Source organism: Dermatophilus congolensis, assembly GCF_900187045.1.
Classification (GTDB): domain Bacteria; phylum Actinomycetota; class Actinomycetes; order Actinomycetales; family Dermatophilaceae; genus Dermatophilus; species Dermatophilus congolensis.
On record NZ_LT906453.1, the window covers coordinates 68,015 to 86,701 of the forward strand.

The 18,687-nt window shown below is 62.3% G+C and carries 7 protein-coding genes; 1 reads left to right on the forward strand and 6 read right to left on the reverse strand.

All coding sequences use genetic code 11. From position 1 onward, the window contains the following. Positions 1-44: 44 nt before the first annotated feature. Complete coding sequence (locus CKV89_RS00275) at positions 45-983, reverse strand: methionyl-tRNA formyltransferase (RefSeq protein WP_028326828.1); 939 nt, start codon at positions 981-983, stop codon at positions 45-47. Between the two features lie 24 nt (positions 984-1,007). Here CKV89_RS00275 and CKV89_RS00280 point away from each other — a divergent pair, with 24 nt between their 5' ends. Then, a complete protein-coding gene (locus tag CKV89_RS00280; RefSeq protein ID WP_051277275.1) occupies positions 1,008-2,168 on the forward strand; it encodes an alpha/beta hydrolase in 1,161 nt (386 codons plus the stop codon). A 35-nt stretch (positions 2,169-2,203) separates the two neighbouring features. On the opposite strand, the gene CKV89_RS00285 is transcribed toward CKV89_RS00280, so the two are convergent. From CKV89_RS00285 to CKV89_RS00305, 5 genes are all read right to left on the reverse strand, one after another. Continuing rightward, positions 2,204-13,552, reverse strand: coding sequence for a non-ribosomal peptide synthetase (locus CKV89_RS00285; RefSeq protein WP_051277277.1), 11,349 nt, complete (start codon positions 13,550-13,552; stop codon positions 2,204-2,206). A gap of 96 nt (positions 13,553-13,648) precedes the next feature. Beyond that, a complete protein-coding gene (locus CKV89_RS00290) occupies positions 13,649-15,025 on the reverse strand; it encodes a lysine N(6)-hydroxylase/L-ornithine N(5)-oxygenase family protein (RefSeq protein ID WP_051277278.1) in 1,377 nt (458 codons plus the stop codon). Between the two features lie 34 nt (positions 15,026-15,059). Beyond that, positions 15,060-16,688, reverse strand: coding sequence for an ATP-binding cassette domain-containing protein (locus CKV89_RS12410; RefSeq protein WP_028326829.1), 1,629 nt, complete (start codon positions 16,686-16,688; stop codon positions 15,060-15,062). Next, positions 16,685-18,466: an ABC transporter ATP-binding protein gene (locus CKV89_RS00300; protein WP_028326830.1), complete on the reverse strand. Its 1,782-nt coding sequence runs from the start codon at positions 18,464-18,466 to the stop codon at positions 16,685-16,687. Before CKV89_RS00300 ends, CKV89_RS12410 begins: the two co-directional genes overlap by 4 nt. A gap of 4 nt (positions 18,467-18,470) precedes the next feature. Further along, positions 18,471-18,680 carry an MbtH family protein gene (locus CKV89_RS00305; protein ID WP_028326831.1) on the reverse strand — a complete coding sequence of 70 codons (210 nt, stop codon included), beginning with the start codon at positions 18,678-18,680 and terminating at the stop codon, positions 18,471-18,473. Positions 18,681-18,687: the final 7 nt, after the last annotated feature.

Below are 18,687 nucleotides of genomic sequence, written 5' to 3' on the forward strand. Positions count from 1 at the left end.
CCCCCGGATAGTTGGTGCTTTGGGTTTCCCCGTGGCTGTGTGGGTTAGGGCAAATCGATGTAGCCACCGTCACCGAGAATTTCGGTTGCGGCTACTTCGCGACCGTCATCAAGACGGAGCGTTTCTAGGATGAGTGCAGGAGCTGGCGCGTTGCGTTGCGCAGAACCACAAACTACGGCTACTCCCCCCTCATACGGGACCGTGACACGGCCCGGAGTACCGCCGAATCGGCTACGTGAGACGTGGGCTCGCAGCACACGCAACCGCTGCCCGCGGTAGTTGAAGTACGCGTTCGGGTAAGGGTCGCTGTGAGCACGGACCTGCAACTCCAGGTCGGCGGCGCAGGCTCGGAAGTCAAGGTATGCCTCCCGCTCGGAGCGCTTATGGAAATAGGTGGCGCGGGCTGGGTCTTGCGCAGTAGCGGTGAGTGTGCCTGCGGCCAGGTCTGCTAGCGCACGGGTGACCAGCGGCTCAATCAAAGCGACGGTCGCGTGGAAAAGATCAGTGGTGGTGTCGTTAGGGCCAACGGGTACTGCCTGCTGCGCGACGATGGGGCCAGCGTCCAGGGTTTCATCCATGCGGTGCACGGTGACTCCCACATGGGTTTCACGGTTCAGCAGAGCCCACATCACTGGTGAGAAGCCGGCGTATTCAGGAAGTAAGGAGTCATGCACGTTGAGGGTGCCGTGCGGTGGGGCGTCGTAGATCTCCGGAGGTAGCCAGGTGCGCCAGTTGTTAGCGACGATGACGTCTGGTTTTGCTTCACGCACGGCATTGATGAGGGCTTCATCGGGGCGGCGCGCTTCGTAAACAGGGATGCCGTGAGCGGTGGCCAGGTCGGCTACCGAGTCGCTCCACATCTGTTCGTAAGGGTTGTTGCTCGGCGGGTGGGTGACGGCCAATGGCACCTCATGTCCGCCTGCGAGAACAGCCTGCAAAGTCCGGTGGCCCCAGGTCTGGTATCCGAAGGTAACGACGCGCATAGATTGAGGTTAGGCTCACCTAATATGACTGTCAAAGCAGTTTCATCACCACAAGAAAAACACCACGACCCCACCCCCCAACCCGGCCTACACGACGTCCCCCACCGCTCCCCCGGATGGCCCCTCTACCGACTCCTACCCGACGGCTCAGCCCTAGGCATCGTCACTGCCCCCCACGGCACCCACATCCTGTGGGAACACAAACAATCAACCCCCATCACCAACCCCGACCCCACCCTCACCCAAGAGCTAGCCACAGCAGGACACGAAATCCCCCCAGGCTTCGGAATCGCCCAAATACCAATCCCACCCCAAGCCTGCGTAACCTACCGACTCAGCAACAACGACGGCCCACCCAGCGCCGACCCGCTCAACCACGACGCCACCGGCGAACTCGGGTCACTTCTCACCCACCCCACAGCTCCCCGCGACGGCACCGCCGGCCTAGACCGATGGCCACCACGCAGCCCCCTACACATCTGCCCCCACCCCGCAGATCGACTACGCCTAGACCGCAACGTACTAGGACGACGCTGCACACTACGCATATTCACCTCAGGCCAACTCACCAAAACAACACCCGTCCTCTTCCTCCTAGACGGCGACCACTGGCTCCACCTACACGACGCCCCTAGCGCCCTCACCACAGCCGTAACCGACGGACTCCTGCCACCCCACGTCCTCGTCCTAATCCCCTCCCCAGCAGACCCGCAAGCACGCACCGACTTCCTCACAAGCCCCACCCTGACCAGCGCACTACCCGGACCAATCCTGACCATGTGCGACACCTGGCTATCCCAACACGGCTCCCAACGAACACACACCGTCATAGCTGGACAAAGCCTCGGCGCCCTAGCCGCAACCCGAGCCGCAGCAACAACGACCCAATTCGACGCACTCCTAGGCCAATCCCCCGCATTCTGGTGGACCGACACCAACCCCACCGACCCCCTGAACGCACCACCTGGAGGAGACACCGCACGCCACCTACCCGACCTACACAACATGCGTATTCGCTTCACTGTCGGCGAAGACGAAAAAGCAATGCATCCACACGTCAACGCAGTCACCAAAGCACTCACCGAAGCCAACATCGACGTGCTCACCCGAACCGTCCCCGGCGGACACGACCACGCCTGCTGGCGCACCACCCTCTTTGAGGAACTGGTGACCCTCTGGACATAACCCCCAGAGGGTCACCAGACCCACCCTGGGCGTCTTTACATCACCAGCTTCTGGGCCATCCTCTCCACGGTACGCAGCGCATACACATCACGCACCGCCAACTCAGAAGCACCCTCAGCACGCAGCAACGCCACAAGACGCACTGCCGCCATCGAATGCCCACCCAGCGAGAAGAAATCAACATCCGCTGGCACCTCATCCTCATCCAGGTCGAGCACCTCAGCCACGAGCTCAGCCACCAGACACTCCTGCTCACCGCGAGCAGGACGCCCCGTGCTACCCACCGGACTACCCGAACCCAGCTGCGCCGTATCCACCTTGCCATTAGCAGTCAGAGGGAACTCCGACACAACCGCATAACGGTCCGGCACCAACGCCTCTGGCAACACCGACCGCAACCCATCACGCACCGCACGCGCCACACCCTGCGAATCAGCCACCCGAGCAGCTAGATGACACACCAACGCACCATTGACCACTGTCGTGACACAGCCATACACCTCAGCCACATCAGAAGGCGCCTGCGCACCGCGATCCTGTTCAGCCAAAGTGAGCACAGCCGCAGAGACCTCACCCGGATCCACTCGATGACCTCGAATCTTCACCTGGTTGTCCGTACGCCCCAAGTACTCCATGAGCCCATCTTCAACACGACGCCGGACCCGGTCACCGGTGCGATACATACGCGATCCTGGCTCGCCCCAGGGGCATGCCACAAACGACTCAGCTGTACGTCCCGGCATGCCGTGATAACCACGAGCCAACCCAATTCCCGTCAAATACAGCTCACCAGGAACACCATCAGGAACAGGACGCAACCAACGGTCAAGCACCAACGCCACCGTATGATCCACCGGCGCACCAATCACCGGGTCAGCACATTCATCATCACCCACCCCCAACGCGTTGATCGTGTACTCCGTCGGGCCATACAAGTTGTAGCCACGCACACCAGATGTCTGGCCCAAACGACGCCACAACCGCACAGACACAGCCTCACCACCGAGCAAGACGAGCGAAGGAGCATGCATCCCCTCGTCCAACAACCCTTCAGCAATCAGCTGCTCTGCCTGCCCCGGAGTCACATTGATGACATCAATACCGTTCTGGCGGGTGTACTCAACCAGACGCTGCGGATCACGACGCAGATCCTCATCACACAAATGCACCTCGTGCCCATCGGCCAACCACAGCAGCTCCTCCCACGACATGTCGAAAGCAAACGACAACGCGTGCGCAACCCGGAACCGACGGTCACCTGCAGCATGAACAGCCGGAGCGAAAATCTTTCGCCGGTGGTTGACCAACATCGAAGCAAGACCGTCGTGTGGCACAACCACACCCTTAGGACGCCCCGTCGAACCAGACGTGTAGATGACATAAGCATCACCTGCGACACTGGCGCGTGACACCAACTCAGCAGTCATCTGCACCGATGCAAGAGCATCAACCTCTATCAGCGGCACATCCGGAACGATTCTGGCCATCCGAGAGCGTGACTCTCCCGTGACCAGCACCACCTCAGGATTCACATCACCAAGCACCGCCGCCAAGCGACCATCCGGATGGGACAGATCCACAGGAACGTACCTAGCACCCGTGCGCAGCACACCCATCAACGCCGCCACTACGTGCGCTGACCGGGGCAACCCCAGCGCCACTGTGGCACCAGGACCAACCCCCCGCCGCTGCAGCTCCTGCGCCACGGCAAGACAACGCCCTTGGAACTGCGCAAACGTCCACCGGTGTTGCTCATCGACCAGAGCCACTGCATCGGGGTTACGTTCAGCTGCTGCATCAAGGGCATCAACCACCGTGAAGTCCACCCGAGCGTTCTGGGCCGCCACCACGTCACCGTGATCTGGACCAGCCTGCCATCCAGGCAAAGACGCCACACAACGGCGGCCACTCTCAGCTGACAAAACACTGTCAGTCAATGACTGCAGCGCCGACACCGCCAGGTGCGCCGCGGTCTGGGCTGCACCCTTGGGAAGCAGTTCAGGCCGGTGCTCAAGCGTGAGCCTCAACCTCTCCCCCGGCGTATACACCCAGGTCAGCGGGAAGTGAGTGGCATCCACGGAGGACTCCGCCGTGATCCCGTGTGTACGTCGTGTTTCCTGCGCCGCCTTGGGGTCCAGGAAGTTCTGCACCACCACGAGCGAGTCGAACAGCACCTCCATGCCTAGGTCTCGCTGAACCTGGCCAAGATCGACCCCATCGAAAGGCATCGACTCCAGCCGCTCAGCCTGAATTCGGGTTAGCAGCTCCATCACCGTCTGCTGGGCTTGCAGCTGCACCCGCGCCGGAACGGTGTTGAGCAACACACCCACGACCGAATCCACCCCGGGGTCTTCCACGAGATTACGGCCAGAGACCGACAGGCCTACGACAACGTCGTCTTCACCAGTGAGAACCCGCAACGAGAGCGTGGTCGCAGCCACGATCAAAGCGGTCAGGGTTACCCCGGCGCGGGATGCCGCTGCGTTCAGCGCGTTAGTGCTCTGCTCATCCAGGTCGATCACTACCGATTCGGGCAGCGTCGGTGTCGTGGCCAGCCGCCCATCGCCGACAAGCGTTGGCCCGTTCAGCCCTTCCAAACGGCTTCGCCAGTGGGCCAGCGCGGCTGCCTCATCGTGCGATGTGGCTTTGCGAGCAACCTCAGCGAAGCTTGGACGCGATGGCTCTGGTAAACAAATGTCCTGTTCCGGCGTGTTCTCACGTAGGCGGAGTCGCTGAAGGAAACTGTTTAGTAGCAGCGCCCTGGACCAACCGTCCATCAGGACGAGGTGGTAGGTGAACACCAGCAGGTCACCTTCGTGCGGGGTACGGATAAGCAGGAACCTAGCCAAGGGCCATTCGCCCAGGTCAAATGGCAGTCGTCGCTGCGCGTCAAGCAGTGCATCGATCTGGTCAACACTGTTGACTTCGTGCACTGTCACCTCTGGACAGATGCGCTGGGTAGCCTCGGGCAGCCACTGCGTCGGTGTGCCGTCCTCGTCCACGAGGAAGCGGGCACCGATGGCTGGGTGAATTGTGACTGTGTCAGCGAAGCTTTCGGCCACGGTCTGCGGATCAAGACGCCGATCGAAGGCCAGCGTGGTTTGCGCCGTGTACGTACCTCCGGGGGCGACCTGAGCCTGGAACAACAGTCCTCGTTGCAGCGGAGTCAGTGCTGCTTGTTCGCCTTGTTCGGCAAGCGATTCGGCCAGGTCAGCGACGGCCTTTTGCCATGCTGGGATGAGGTCGGCCGGATCGACTCCTAGCTCGTTCCAGGCTGGTTCGGCCACACGGAACTCGGCTCGCAGCTCTTGGCTGCTCATCGCCCATATGTCTACCTCAAGCAGGTGCGGGGTTCGCGGCGGGGTGGCTGGGGCAGGTACGCAGAGCACTGCCTCGCTTTCGGCGCGGCCGAGATAGTTGACCAGTACCTGTGCTCCACCGTTGCTGAGCATGCGTGCGCCGTGTGGATGTAGGTAACGCAGCGCTGCATAGCTGGTTGCGGGGGCGGCATCGCTCCCGCCTTCTACGGCGTGGATCACTCGCTGTGGGTCGCTCGATCCAGGTACGCGCACCGGCGCTAGGCAGGTGAACCATCCAACGGTGCGTTCTAGGTCGATGTTGAGACTGTCTCCGTTGTTACGCCCGTGCGTTTCCAGGTCTACCAGTATCTCGGGCCGCTCGCCGATACAGCGGGACAGTGCTGCGACGACAGTCGCGGTGAGCCGAGCTGCGACCTGAGTGCCGGAGGTTGCTGTGAGCAGAGCTTTTGCTGCGTCTGCCTCTAGTCGGGTGGCTAGTAGCCGCACCTGCTCACCTGGCCAGCTGTCAGCTACCACTAGCTGCGGTATGTGGTGCATGCGTTGCCAGTGCGGTAGCCACTGGGTGATTTCGTCGGTGTGGGTGCGGCGCAGCAGTTCCGTTGCGTGTTCACCGGCCGAGACAGTTTCGGGGGCAATGGGCTTGTTTTCGAGAGCGCAGCGTAGGTCGTTCTCGATCACCAGCCAGGACATGCTGTCCACAACTGCGTGATGCACGGCCATTACTGCAACGCGTCCTTCCTTTACTACTGCGGCGGCAAGGAGCGTTCCGTTTTCGGGGTCGAGGGTTTCAAGCAGTGCGGGCAGTGCGTGTTCAGCAGTGTCTACCTGTAGCACGGGGATCGTTGGCGGGGTGGCTGGGATTTCGATGCTTAGCGGCAGTTGGTGCGAGAGGCCGCTGAGCCTGGCCCCGAGCAGCGGGTGTGCTGTGACCACGTGGCCCAACGCCTTACTCAGCTGTTCCGTATTGACGGTTTCATCGAGTTCAATCGTTCTGGCCTGCGCGAAGTCGCTGGGCATACCCAGTGTTTGCTGGCGGTACAGCATGGGCAACGGCACCAATGCCCCGTGCGTTGTTTTCGCGCGAGTTACTGATGTCGCGGGGGCGGGCTGTAGGCATAGGCGAGCGATTCCGGCAGGGGTACGGCCGGTGAAAACCTCGCGCGGGCTGACTGCGATGCCTTCGCGACGCAGTCGGTGGCACAGTTTGAGCGCCAGGATGGAATCTCCACCGAGCTGGAAGTAGTCCTCGTTCGGCCCTACTGCTTGGGGGTCTAGGTCGAGCACTGCAGCTAGCGCTGCCGCGATCGCTGTTACCGCTGTTTCACCCTGTTGCTCAGCAGCGGGTGCGGCATCTGGTTCTGGGTGCATCTCGTGTTCGTTGGATGCCTCGAGCATTGCGCGCAGTGCTGTTTCATCGCGTTTGCCGTTGATGGTTAGCGGCAGCTGTTGTGCTGCGATGAGTAGGGAAGGAACAAGATAGGCCGGTAGGTTGCGCCGTGCGGTGCGTCGAGCTGTTGAAGCTGCCTCGGCCAGGTCGGTGCCTTCGCGGGGCACGACAACGGCGGCTAGTTGGCGTCCTTCAGGGCGGTCGAGGGCCAGTACTGCGGCGTCGGCCACTTCGGGTGCGGTGAGCAGGACTGTTTCGACTTCACCGGGTTCAATACGGAATCCTCGCACCTGTATCTGGCGGTCGGCGCGGCCGATGTACTCCAGCCCACCGTCGGCCCGTACCCGCATAACGTCACCGGAGCAGTACATGCGGGTGCCGTCAGCGGCGAAGGGGTCGGCCACGAACCGTGCGGCGCTGAGCCCTGGTTGTCCGAAGTAGCCACGGGTGACTTGTGGACCGGCTACGTAGAGGATTCCGGTGCCGCCGGGGCGCACTGGTTGCAGCTGGCCGTCGAGGACATAGCCACGCAGCCCATCCAGTGGGCGTCCTACTGGGCTTGCGGTGGTGCGGTTTTGCTGGGCTGTTTGCAGCAGCGTGGTGGTGAGTTTGAGCGCCGTGACATGCACTGTGGTTTCAGTGATGCCGTACATGTTGATGATGTGGCAGTTGGGGTGTCGATGAGCGAATTCAGCGACGCGAGCTATTTCGAGTGCTTCTCCACCGAAGATGAGGTGGCGTAGGGCTGGCAGGGTCGCTCCAGTCGAGTCCAGGGCGACGAATGCTGAGGGGGTCTGGTTAAGAACCGTCACTTTTTGTTCAGCGAGTACGCCAGCGAAGTCGTGGGGTGAGCGTGTCAGGGCGTAGTCGAGGAGAACGACGCAGGCCCCGTACCGCAATGGTGCCCATAGCTCCCAGACGGAGAAGTCGAAGGCGAACGAGTGGAACAGGCACCATACGTCCTGGTTACTCATCTGGATGTGGTTGTCGGCTGTGTGCAGTAGCGCCAGCACGTTGGCGTGGGTGACTACCACTCCTTTGGGGCGGCCGGTGGAGCCGGAGGTGTACAGGATGTAGGCGGGATCGTGGGGAGATGGGTTGCGGGGCGAGAACTGTAGTTCTGTTGTGTTGTCCTGCTGCTCTGTTGTGTTGTCCTGCTGCTGGGGATCGGGCATCACCATGACGGTGGTGCCTTCGGGGGCGATTGTGTGGGCACGCTCAGCGTACTGAGGCCCGACGAGCAGCACTTCGGGCTGGCAGTTATCCAGAATGAGGTCGATCCGATGGTCAGGTGACAGCGGGTCCAGTGGTACGTAGGTGCCGCCAGCAAGGACCACTGCCAGGATGCCGACTACTTGCTCTGGGGAACGGTCAAGTAGGAGAGCTACCCTGGCGGGCTGATCGCTGTGGGGTAGGGCTTGGCTGAGTGTGGCGGCGACGCTGCGAGCGCGGGCGTGCATCTGTGTGTATTCGATGCGCTCTGGTGTGCCTTTATCAGCGGTGACGGCGACGAGGGCTGGGCGTTGTGGGTGTGCTTTCACGCTTGTTTGCCACAGCTGGGTCAGTGTTTCCGGTTCGTTGGTGCTCTGGGCGCCGGCTGCGGCGATATGTGCGGTTACGTGTGCAACCGAATTCGATGAGCACAGTCCCTCGACGGCGGCGGCGAGCATCCGGGTGATGCGTTGTGCGCGGGAGTGGTTGATGGATGCGGGGTCGTAGAGAAGTCGCAACAGGGGTTTTTCGGTGGGGGAAACCACTAGCGTCAATGGGTAATGGGGTGCGCCGTCGTTGATGACTGCGCGGATTTCCACTTCTGCTCCGGGCACGTGTAGTTGTGCTGGGTCGGTGGGTAGGTCCATCACCACGAGGGTGTCGAAGAGGTCACCGACGGTGCTGCCCTGGGGGACGGTGTCTGCTAGTGGCACGTGCATGTGGGCGCGTACGTGATCTAGGTGTGTGCTTACACCGGTGAGCAGCGTGTGTGCTGGGTCGGTGGGGGCTGCCCCTGGGGCTAGGGATGGGACGGTGTTGATCACCATGCCGACCGCGTTTTCGAGGTCTTCTACAGGGGCGTCGCGTCCGGAGACGGTGGATCCGAAGATGACGTCGCTGCGGCAGTCCAGGCCGGCGAGGTCGCGCAGTACTAAGCCCCATGCTGCGTGGGCCAGGACGGGTATTGACCATCCGTGGTTGCGGCAGTGTTCGAGCGCAGCGTCGATGTTGTCGGCGATGACAGGGATTTCTTCGATGTGTGTGGGGGTTGCTGCGCCTGGAGCGACTACCACGGGGGTGGCTCCTTGGAGTGCTGTTTGCCAGAGTTGTTGGTCGGCGTGGCGGTCGCGGGTGTCTAGCCACCGCACAAAGCCTGGGATGCCGCGTTCTGGCCGGTATGCGGGTTCTGGTAGGTCGGGGTTGGTGTAGCACTCGATGAGGGTGCGCAGCATGAGGGGCACTGACCATCCGTCAGCCACGAGGTGGTGGACGGTTTGGATGAGCACGCAGTGTTCTGGTTCGAGGGTGACGAGGGTGCAGCGCATCAGCGGTGCGTGTGTTGGGTCGAATCCGGTGGTGCGGTCGGTGTGTGCCCGTTGGCGTAGCCGTTGTTGGGCTTCGTGTGGTTCTACTGCGGTCAGGTCGAGTTCGGCGAGATGGAGCCGGTCGGCGGCGGCAGTGTCGATCACAGACACTGCTTCTCCGGAGGTGGTGGTGAATACGGCTGCGGATAGGGCTGGGTGGTGGCGTAGCAGCGCGCGTAGGGCGGTTTCGAGGCGGTGGGCGTCGATGGGGCCGTGGAGGTGGACTAGTTGTTGTTCAACGTAGGCGTCGGACTGTTCGCCTTCGAAGACGGAGTGGAAGTACATGCCGTTTTGCACTGGGGTCAGTGGCAGGATGTCGACCAGGGTGGGGCTGTCGAGGCGGTCTAGGTCTTCGAAGCTGATGGGTGCGGGTAGGCCGGGGGCGGAGGCGAAGTCTCCGGGCGAGCGTGATCCTCGGTGGGCTAGGCCTGCTAGTGCGGTGAGTGCTTCGGTCCATAGTTGCGCCAGTCGGGTGATGCTGGTGTCTTCGAGGACGTTGGCTCCCCAGGAGAAGGTAGCGCGGAGTACGCCGCCGTCGGGTTCTACGGTGGTGACGGCGTTGAGTTCTAGGGTGCGTGGCAGTGGTTGTTCTGGGTCGCGGCGCTCGCCTAGCAGGTCGGTGCCTGGTAGGGGTTCGAACTCTGCGTCGTTGGTGGATCCCACGCGGCCTAGGTAGTTGAACAGGATTTGTGGTTCGTGGTCGAGGCCGGCTGCGGCGCCTGGGCGTTGGTCGAGTCGGCGTAGCGCGCCGAATCCGATTCCGCCGTTGGGTACTTCGGCGAGCTGGTCTTTGACTGTTTTTAGGGCTCGTACGAGGGTGTCTTCATCGGCGTGCAGGGTGGTTCCAGGGTCCAGGAGTACGGGGAACATGCTGGTGAACCAGCCCAGGGTGTGGCTGAGGTCGGCTTCGCCGCCAGGGGTGGGGACGAAGCGTGATTCGCGGCCGTGTCCTTCGAGGTCTATGAGTGCTGCGGTTTGGTGGGTTCCGTTTTCTTCTCGCCATGTTGCGAGTGCGAGTGCGAACGCGGTGAGGAGTACGGTGTTGACGCCGGTTCCGAAGGCGGTTGGTACTGCCAGGGTGATGGCTTCGGTGGTGGTGGCGTCGATGTGGCGGGTGAGGGTGCGTTCGTTTGCGACGGTGGGGGTGGGGCCGGTGGCGTTGGTCAGTGGTGCGTCTGGGGTTGCCAGTACCCGGCGGTAGTAGTGGGCGTCGGTGTCGAAGTGTCCGGAGGCGACGGCGTCGGCGAGGCATTGGGTCCATCTGCGTAGGGATGATCCCTCTGGCTGTACGGGGTGTGTTTTTCCTGGTGTTGGGGTGCCGTCGGGGTTGAGTTCTCCGGCGCGCCATGCCTGCATCGCTGCGGTGAGGTCGTCGGTGAGGATTTGCCAGGAGATGCCGTCCATCACAAGGTGGTGGATCACTACCAGAAGTACGCCGGGGCGTAGGCGGGCGCGTACGAGCACTCCGGCTGCTGGGTCTAGGTCGGCGATGAGTTCGTCGGTGTCTGTGTTTTTGTCGCCGCCTGGTCCTCGTTCGTCTACGTAGACGGGGGTGGCGTTTTCTGGGGTGGGGATGTCTAGGTGGAGGCCGTTGTGGTGGCTGACGCGGGCGCGCAGTGCTGGGTGTTGGTGGATGACTGCGTTGAGGATGGCTTGGGCGGCCTGCAGGTTGAGGTCGTGGGGGGCGCGTAGGGGCACGGCTTGTACGAATCCGTCGATGGCTTGGGTTACTTCTGCGAACCATCGCAGTACGGGCAGGTCATGCAGGGTGCCGTGGGGTTTGTCTTCTACGTCGATGGGGGTTGGGAGGTTTTGGACGGTGTTGGCTAGGGCGCGGGGGGTGCGTGCTTTGAAGATGTGTGCGACGCCTATGGGTAGGCCTGCTGAGCGTAGTGCTCCGGCTAGGCGGACGGCGATGAGGCTGTCGCCGCCGATGTCGAAGAAGTCGCAGTCGGGGCTGACGCGTTGTAGGTCAAGAACGTCGGCCATAGCTGTGCATACCTGGGCCAGGCGTGGGTCGGTTATGTCTTCGGTTGTGGTGGTGTCGTTTTCCCATTGGGGTTCGGGGAGGGCGGATCGGTCGACTTTGCCGTTGACTGTGATTGGCATGGTGGGGAGGATCACGACGGCTGCGGGGACCATGTATTCGGGCAGTTGGGAGCGGGCCCAGTCTCGTAGTTGTTCTCCGGTGAGGCTGGAGTCGGCTGTGGTTACTGCGTATCCGATGAGTCGTCCGGATCGGGCGATGACGCAGACGGAGCGCACTTCGGGGTGTTCTGCCAGGCCTGCTTCGACGTCTTCGAGTTCTAGGCGCATGCCGCGGATTTTGACTTGGTTGTCTGCGCGGCCGACGAATTCGAGTGAGCCGTCGTCGAGGCGTCGTACGAGGTCGCCGGTGCGGTACATGCGGGATCCGTCAGCGGCGAAGGGGTCGGCGACGAATCGTGAGGCGGTCAGTGCGGGGGCGCCGACGTAGCCTCGGCCGACTAGCATTCCAGCGGCGTAGAGTTCGCCGGGTTCACCGATGGGGGCTGGGCGTAGGTCGGGGCCCAGTACGTATAGCCGGGTGTTGGGGTTGGCGCTTCCGATGGAGTGTCCCATGCGGTCGCCTTCTGCGCGGTAAACCACGTGGGAGACACCGATGGTTGCTTCGGCGGGTCCGTAGCCGTGGTAGAGCGGGATGTCTAGGGCGCGGCGGAATCGGCGGTAGAGCGCTTGGGTGAGCAGTTCGCCGCCGCACCAGACGTGGCGTAGGTGGCGTAGGGATCCGGTGGGGGTTTGGTCGGTGGTGTTGGTGTCTTCGGCATCGAGGGTGAGGAGCATTTCGAGCATCGATGAGACCAGGTAGGCGAAGGTTACTCGTTCGGTGCCGATGAGGTTGAGCAGGTAGGAGGGGTCGCGTTCTCCGTCTGGGGCTGCTACGACTACGCGTGCTCCGGAGATCAGTGGTAGCAGGATTTCGTTGATGGAGATGTCGAAGGCCAGTGGTGCTTTGAAGAGGGAGGCGTCATCGGTGCGGAAGCCGAGGATTTCATCGCGTTGCCACAGGAGTCGTTCGACGATGGCGGCGCGGCGGATCATGGCGCCTTTGGGGCGGCCGGTGGAGCCGGAGGTGAAGACGATATAGGCCAGGCTGGAGCCGTTGATTTCTTCTGGTAGTGGCTCTGGTTTGGCTTGGGGTAGGGGGTTGTTGAGATCGAGGGTGATTGTTGATGTTTCTTCGCTGGTGGTGGGGTCTGCCACGAGCAGTAGTGAGACGGCTGCGTCGGTGATGACTGAGGCTCGTCGTGGTGCTGGCCATGCTGGGTCTACGGGCACGAAGGCGCCGCCGGCGAAGAGGACACCGAGGATCGCGACGACCATTTCGGCGCTGCGTGGAAGTGAGATACCGACGACGGTTTCGGCGCCTACGCCGTGGTGGCGTAGTTGTGCGGCTACCGCGTCTGCAGCTGTCACGAGTTGACGGTAGGTGAGGCGGTGTTCGTCGCTGACGACGGCTTCGGCTTCGGGGGTTTGTTCGGCCCAGGAGCGGATGAGTTCGGTGATGTCTGGTCGGTGTCGGGGTTGGTCGGTGTCGTTCCACATGGCCTCGAGTGCCACGCGTTGGGTGTCGCTTTGGGCACGTAGGGACAGCAGTGTGCGCTCTGGGCGGGCGATGAGGTCGGTGAGCAGTGTGTGCAGGTCGTGTTCGTCGACGCCTGGGGGTACGTGTACGCACACGGTGGCTTGAGCGGAGCCGGTTTGTGCTGGCTCTACTGTCACGGTGGTTGTTTCAAGGGTGGCGCTCACTCGTCCCGGCGCCCACTCTGCTTGTACTGCCATGGCTGCCGCCAGGTGAGGGAGTCGATCGTGGGCCGTGACCTGTATGTGGTGTTGGCCCAGCGCGTCATTCAGGGTGACGGTGAGGGGGGTGGACCTCACATCGGTTCCTTCTGTGGCGGGGGTGTTTCCGTGTTGCACCCACCACGCTGCTGCCACTGCCAGGAGGGGTAGGCAGATTGAGGTAGCGCAGGTGCCATCGGGATCCTTGCCCAATCGGTTGGCCATTGCGTGGACTTCCTGAGTGGGCAGGTGGATGAGGTGGGTGAGTTCTTGAGTCATCGACGGGTCCTCACAGCGGGTGGCAAGACGGGTAAGGGGCCGACGACGAGGCCGGCTCGCAGAAGTGGGCGTCGGGCGGTGGCGCCGACATTGAGGTCAGCGCGCGGCGAGCACTGACTGTTCGGTGTGTACGTGGTTGGGGTTTTCTTCTTGTAGGTCGGCGCGTAGTGCTTGGCAGAGTTCTCCGGCGCGTACTGCGATGGTGGATAGCAGGGTGGCGGAGAGGCCGTGGCTGCTTTCGGTGGCGCCTTGGATGAACAGTCCGGGTACTTCGCGTCCGTTGACGATGACGTGGTGGTCGCGGGAGACCTGGGGGGTTTCGGTGCCGATGAGGCTGGGGGCTAGGCCGCTGAGGCCGCGGGAGCGGAACCCGGTGGCGCAGACGACGGCGTCGACGTGTGTGGTGTGTTCAGTGCCGTCGATGCGGTTGCGGAGGATGACTTCGACGCGGCCATCTTCGGCCAGGCGTGCGTGCATGACGCGGGTGACGCGGTGGAAGTTCAGTCGGTGTTCGCCGGTGACTTGTTCGCGGTATTCACGGTTGTACAGGTCGACGATGAGGCTTTCGTCGACGCAGGCGTAGTTGGTGTATCGGTGTCGTTGTACTAGGTCGCGGCGTACGTCTTCGGAGGCGCGGTGGAAGTCGTCGACTGCTGCGGGGTCGAAGACGCGGTTGGCGAAGGGGCTGTCGTCGGCTGGTGCGAATCCGTATCCGTGGAATGCTGCCTCGACGTTGGCTCCGGCGTCGTGCAGGTATGCGATGACTTCAGCGGCGGATTGGCCTGCGCCGACGACGAGTGCGTTGCGTGGCAGGCCTTCTGGTAGTGCGGCGAGGTGGTCTAGTAGGCGGTGGTTGTGGAACACCCTTCCGGATTCGGCTAGTTCTGCTCCTAGTGCCCATTCGGGAAGTCGTTCTTCTAGGCCGCTGGCTACGACGACGGTGCGGGCGTAGTGGATTTCGGGCCCATCTGGGCCTTCTGCGGTGATGGTGAAGCGGGCTCCGTTGGGGGCGTCGTCGATGGCGTGGTCGAGTGCGGTGACTGTTCGACCGTAGCGGACGTCGGCGTCGAGGTTGGTGGCTACCCAGCGTAGGTAGTCGGAGAATTCGACGCGTTCGGGGGTGAATGTTTGTCGGTTGATGAAGTCTGGGAGTCGGTCGTGTTCTTTCAGGTAGTTGATGAAGGTGTAGCGGCTTTCGGGGTTACGCATTGTCACGAGATCTTTGAGGAAGGAGATCTGCATGGTGGTTCCGGGCAGCAGCATGCCGTCGTGCCAACGAAATTCGTTTTGTTTTTCGAGGAACATGGCTTTGATGCCTGTTCCTTCGTTCAGGGCGATGGCTAGCCCGAGGTTGCCTGGTCCAAAACCGATGCCGATGACGTCATATACCGCGGTGGAGCGGTTGGATTCTTGGTGGGGGGCGTGGCCGTTTTGCGTAGGTGTGTGGGATTCGCTTGGGTCAGGGGTAAACACGATGACTCCTCCATTCTATAAGGTAAGCCTTACCTTACATGGACATGTGCTCAACTCGATCCGCCACCGTCACCCACTCCGGCCCAGCACAAAGAACCACTGTGGTTCTGCCTGAACGTTTCTCAGCCAGCAGCAGCGAAATGTTCCGCGCTGTCACGGCATCAACAGCAGAGGTCGGATCCACCAAAACCAAAATGTCTGGGTCAGCAGCCAATGCCCTCCCCAATGCCAGCCGCTGCCGCTGCCCACCAGAAAGATTGGTCCCCCGCTCAGTTACCTGCCGCTCCAACGCCGAACCAGCTGTCACATCATCGAGGCGCAACCGGCTACACAACTCGGAAGGTTGATCGGGCTCAGTTTCTTTGCCAGCAAACCGGCCAGCGGGGATGAGGGCCTGCCCCACCGTTCCCTGCAGAATCTGCGGATGCCTCGCTTCGGCAAGCACGAGATCACGCAACTGCTCTAGATCTGCTTCCTGTGTTGGCACGCCACGCACCTGCACATGACACTGCATCGGTGCCGCATCAACACCTGCACGCAACGCCTCTACTACTTCTGTGGCATGCCCAGAGGAGCAATACACCACGGTGAGTTGCCCTTCGGGGGCAGACCACTTCTGCTCGCCATTCCAGGCGGCAATCGCAGCTACTTCTCCAGCAGCAGGCAAGGCACGTCCGTGCACCATCGGTGTGGGCTCCCCCACCGCGGCCAGGCGCCGGGATGAAGCCCGCGCGGCTGCCGCATACTGCGGCATTCGGCACAGTTGTTGAGCTGGATCTGCCACGAACTGGGTTAACCCAACGACCGTGATGAGTTCACCGATCGAAATATCCCCAGCTAGGGCTCGGTAACCTGCAGCCACTCCCACGAGACCAACAAGAAGAGTGCTGGTCAAGGTGGTCACCATCTCGCTCACTCCACCAAGCTTGGCGAGGCCTTCGGCCTGCTCACGTGCATCGGAAGATAACCGCCGGTACCCCTGATAGGCAGCCCCTCTACCACCAATTCCAGCCAATGGGCGCAGCCCCCGCAGCAGGTCACCTACGCGAGCAGTAGCCACCGCTAGGAGACGTTGATGCTCTTGCCCCCAGGAGGCAATACGTCCTGAGATGAGGTGCAGGACTGTAAGCACCACAGCCGTGCCGCCAAGAACCATCGCCCCTAGCGCGAGGTCGATATAGGCCAGCACACCAGCACAGAAAAGAATCCCCACCAGGGCAGAGGCGGCCACCGCAAGAATTTCCATGATGTCGGCAGCGTGACCGGCATCCTCACCTGCCACTGTCACCAAGTCATCCCCGTTAACCTCACCGCGGGAAGGGCGAGAGGCGATGACGCGGGTAGCGATTTCGTCACGCAGTTCTTCAGTACGGCGAGCCGTAGCGGCCTGCAAAAAACGGAAAGCGGTGCGCCAGGACCACGAGACGGTGAAAATAGCTACGCCCAGCGCAACCACTGACAACACCGGAGCCCACACGCTGCGCTGTTCAAGTACGTGGTCAACGATCCACCCCAGCAGCAGCGGAACTGACGCTTCTGCCACCTGATACAGGCACAGGAGCGCACCGGCTCCTAGCAGCGTCCACCTTTGACGGCGCAGGGGGGCGAGCAGGATTTCTCGCGCTCGGGCACGCTCGGGCATGCCAGCGCCTCCCAAACTCATCGCATTTCCTCTTCCCGTCCGGTGCTCCATGCATCCCACAGTTCGGCGTAGCGTCCACCTGCAGCGAGGAGCTGTTCATGCGTGCCGTGTTCGATAACCCGACCGTCTGCCATGACAGCGATGGCATCAGCGGCGCACACCTGATCGAGCCGATGCGCCACCACCACGGCAGTGCGACCAGCTGTGACTGCTTGCGAGGCCGCTTCCAGCACTCCAGCTTCGGCCGATCCGGCTTCAGCGGTTGCTTCGTCGAGCACGACGACTGGTGTGGCACGCACGAGGATTCGGGCGAGGGCAAGTTGCTGGGCCAGCGCAGGGTCGGGGATGAGTCCACCTTCACCGACGCGGGTGTCTAGGCCTTCGGGCAAGGTCTGCATCCACTCTTGCGCGCCAACGGTTTTCAGCGCGTCGTGGAGCGTGGTGTCATCGGCTGTTGGGTCTGCCAGCCGTAGGTCATCGCGCAAAGTGCCAGCGAAGACGTGGCTCTCTTGGGTAGCGACGCTTACCAGCGCGCGCAGCTGGGACTCGTCGAATTCGGCGATAGAGCGACCGTTAAGGGTGATTTCACCTTCAGTGGGGTGCAAACTGCCCGCAAGCAGCGAGGCCAGGGTGGTTTTACCGGCTCCGGTGGCTCCGACGAGGGCCAGGGTGGCCCCAGCGGGGATATGCAGGTCTACACCATCGACTGCAGGGTGTTCTGCTGCAGGGTATCGGTGATGGAGTCCGTGTACGCGTATCTCTACTGCCGTTTCTTTTTCTCGACCAGGCTGCGCGGGCTCAGCGTGTCCGGCCAGGCGCATTACGCCGACAAGGCGCACGAGCGCGGCACCTGCTTTTTGTATGTCGTCGGCAACGGCTAGGACCGCACCAATGGGGGTGAATAGGCGGTGGAATAGCAAGGTCGCGGCAGCAACATCGCCGACGGTGACGTGATCAGCGCGTAGCAGCAGCCATCCCATGAGGATCAGCGCTGCCAGCCCGATGAATTCGGCACGGTTTTCTCTTGCAACGAACCGTGTGAACACCGAGAAGCTGTCGATAGCTTGACGGCGCACTGCGGCAGCGGAGTTGGTTAGCTGGTGGCGGCGTTGTTTTTCTAGTCCGTAGGAGCGCAGTGTGTGCACCGCCTCGACGGTGCCTACCACATCGTTGAGGTATTCGGCTTCTAGGCGTCGCAGCTCCCGGTAGCGAGGCGCGGCCCGTGGCAGGTACCAGCGCACTGCCAGAACGTACATCGGCCCGGCAGCCATTCCAGCAAGAGCGAGTCGCACGTCAAGGGTTGCCATACCTACTAGTGCCACGAAGATCATCAGCGAGGCACCTAAGACGGTGGGCAGAGCGCCGCGCGAGGCCGAGGATAGGACTGCAACGTCGGGGCCCACGCGGGAGAGTGTGTCTCCTCGTCCTGCGTTTTCGAGGGTGGCCACAGGCAGGCTGAGTGTGGCGTGGGTGACGCGTTCGCGTAGTTCAGCGACAACGCGAGCGGCCAGGGTTCCCAGGAGGGTGTGCCCCAGGCCGTTGAGCAGACCCGCCCCCAGGGCACAGGCAATGATGATGCTCAATAGTCCAGGCAGGGTTTGTGCTCCGTTGCCTGCGCGGATGAGGTCAACGATCCGGCCAAGCAGGAGCACTGGCACTACGGCCAGCGCGGCGCCAGCCAGTAGGGCTAGGGCGGCCCCGATTGCTAGGAGTGGACGGCTTTTAAGTGATCGGACCAGTTCGGTGGTTGCCTGTGCAGCGGTGACGACTGGCAGGCGCTCATTGGAGGGGACTGCCACGGTTTTAGGAGCCGATGCGCTGTGGGCGCAGGTCTGCCCAGTGGGTTTCGATGTATTCCAGGGCGGCTTCGCGGGAGGCACCTTCAGGTGCCCCGTGGGCTATGGTCCAGCCTGCAGGGACGTCAGCGAAGGTTGGCCATAGGGAGTGTTGCCCCTCGGCATTGGTGAGGACGTAGAAGCTGCCGGATGCGTCGTCGAAGGGGTTGTCGGCCATGGCGTCT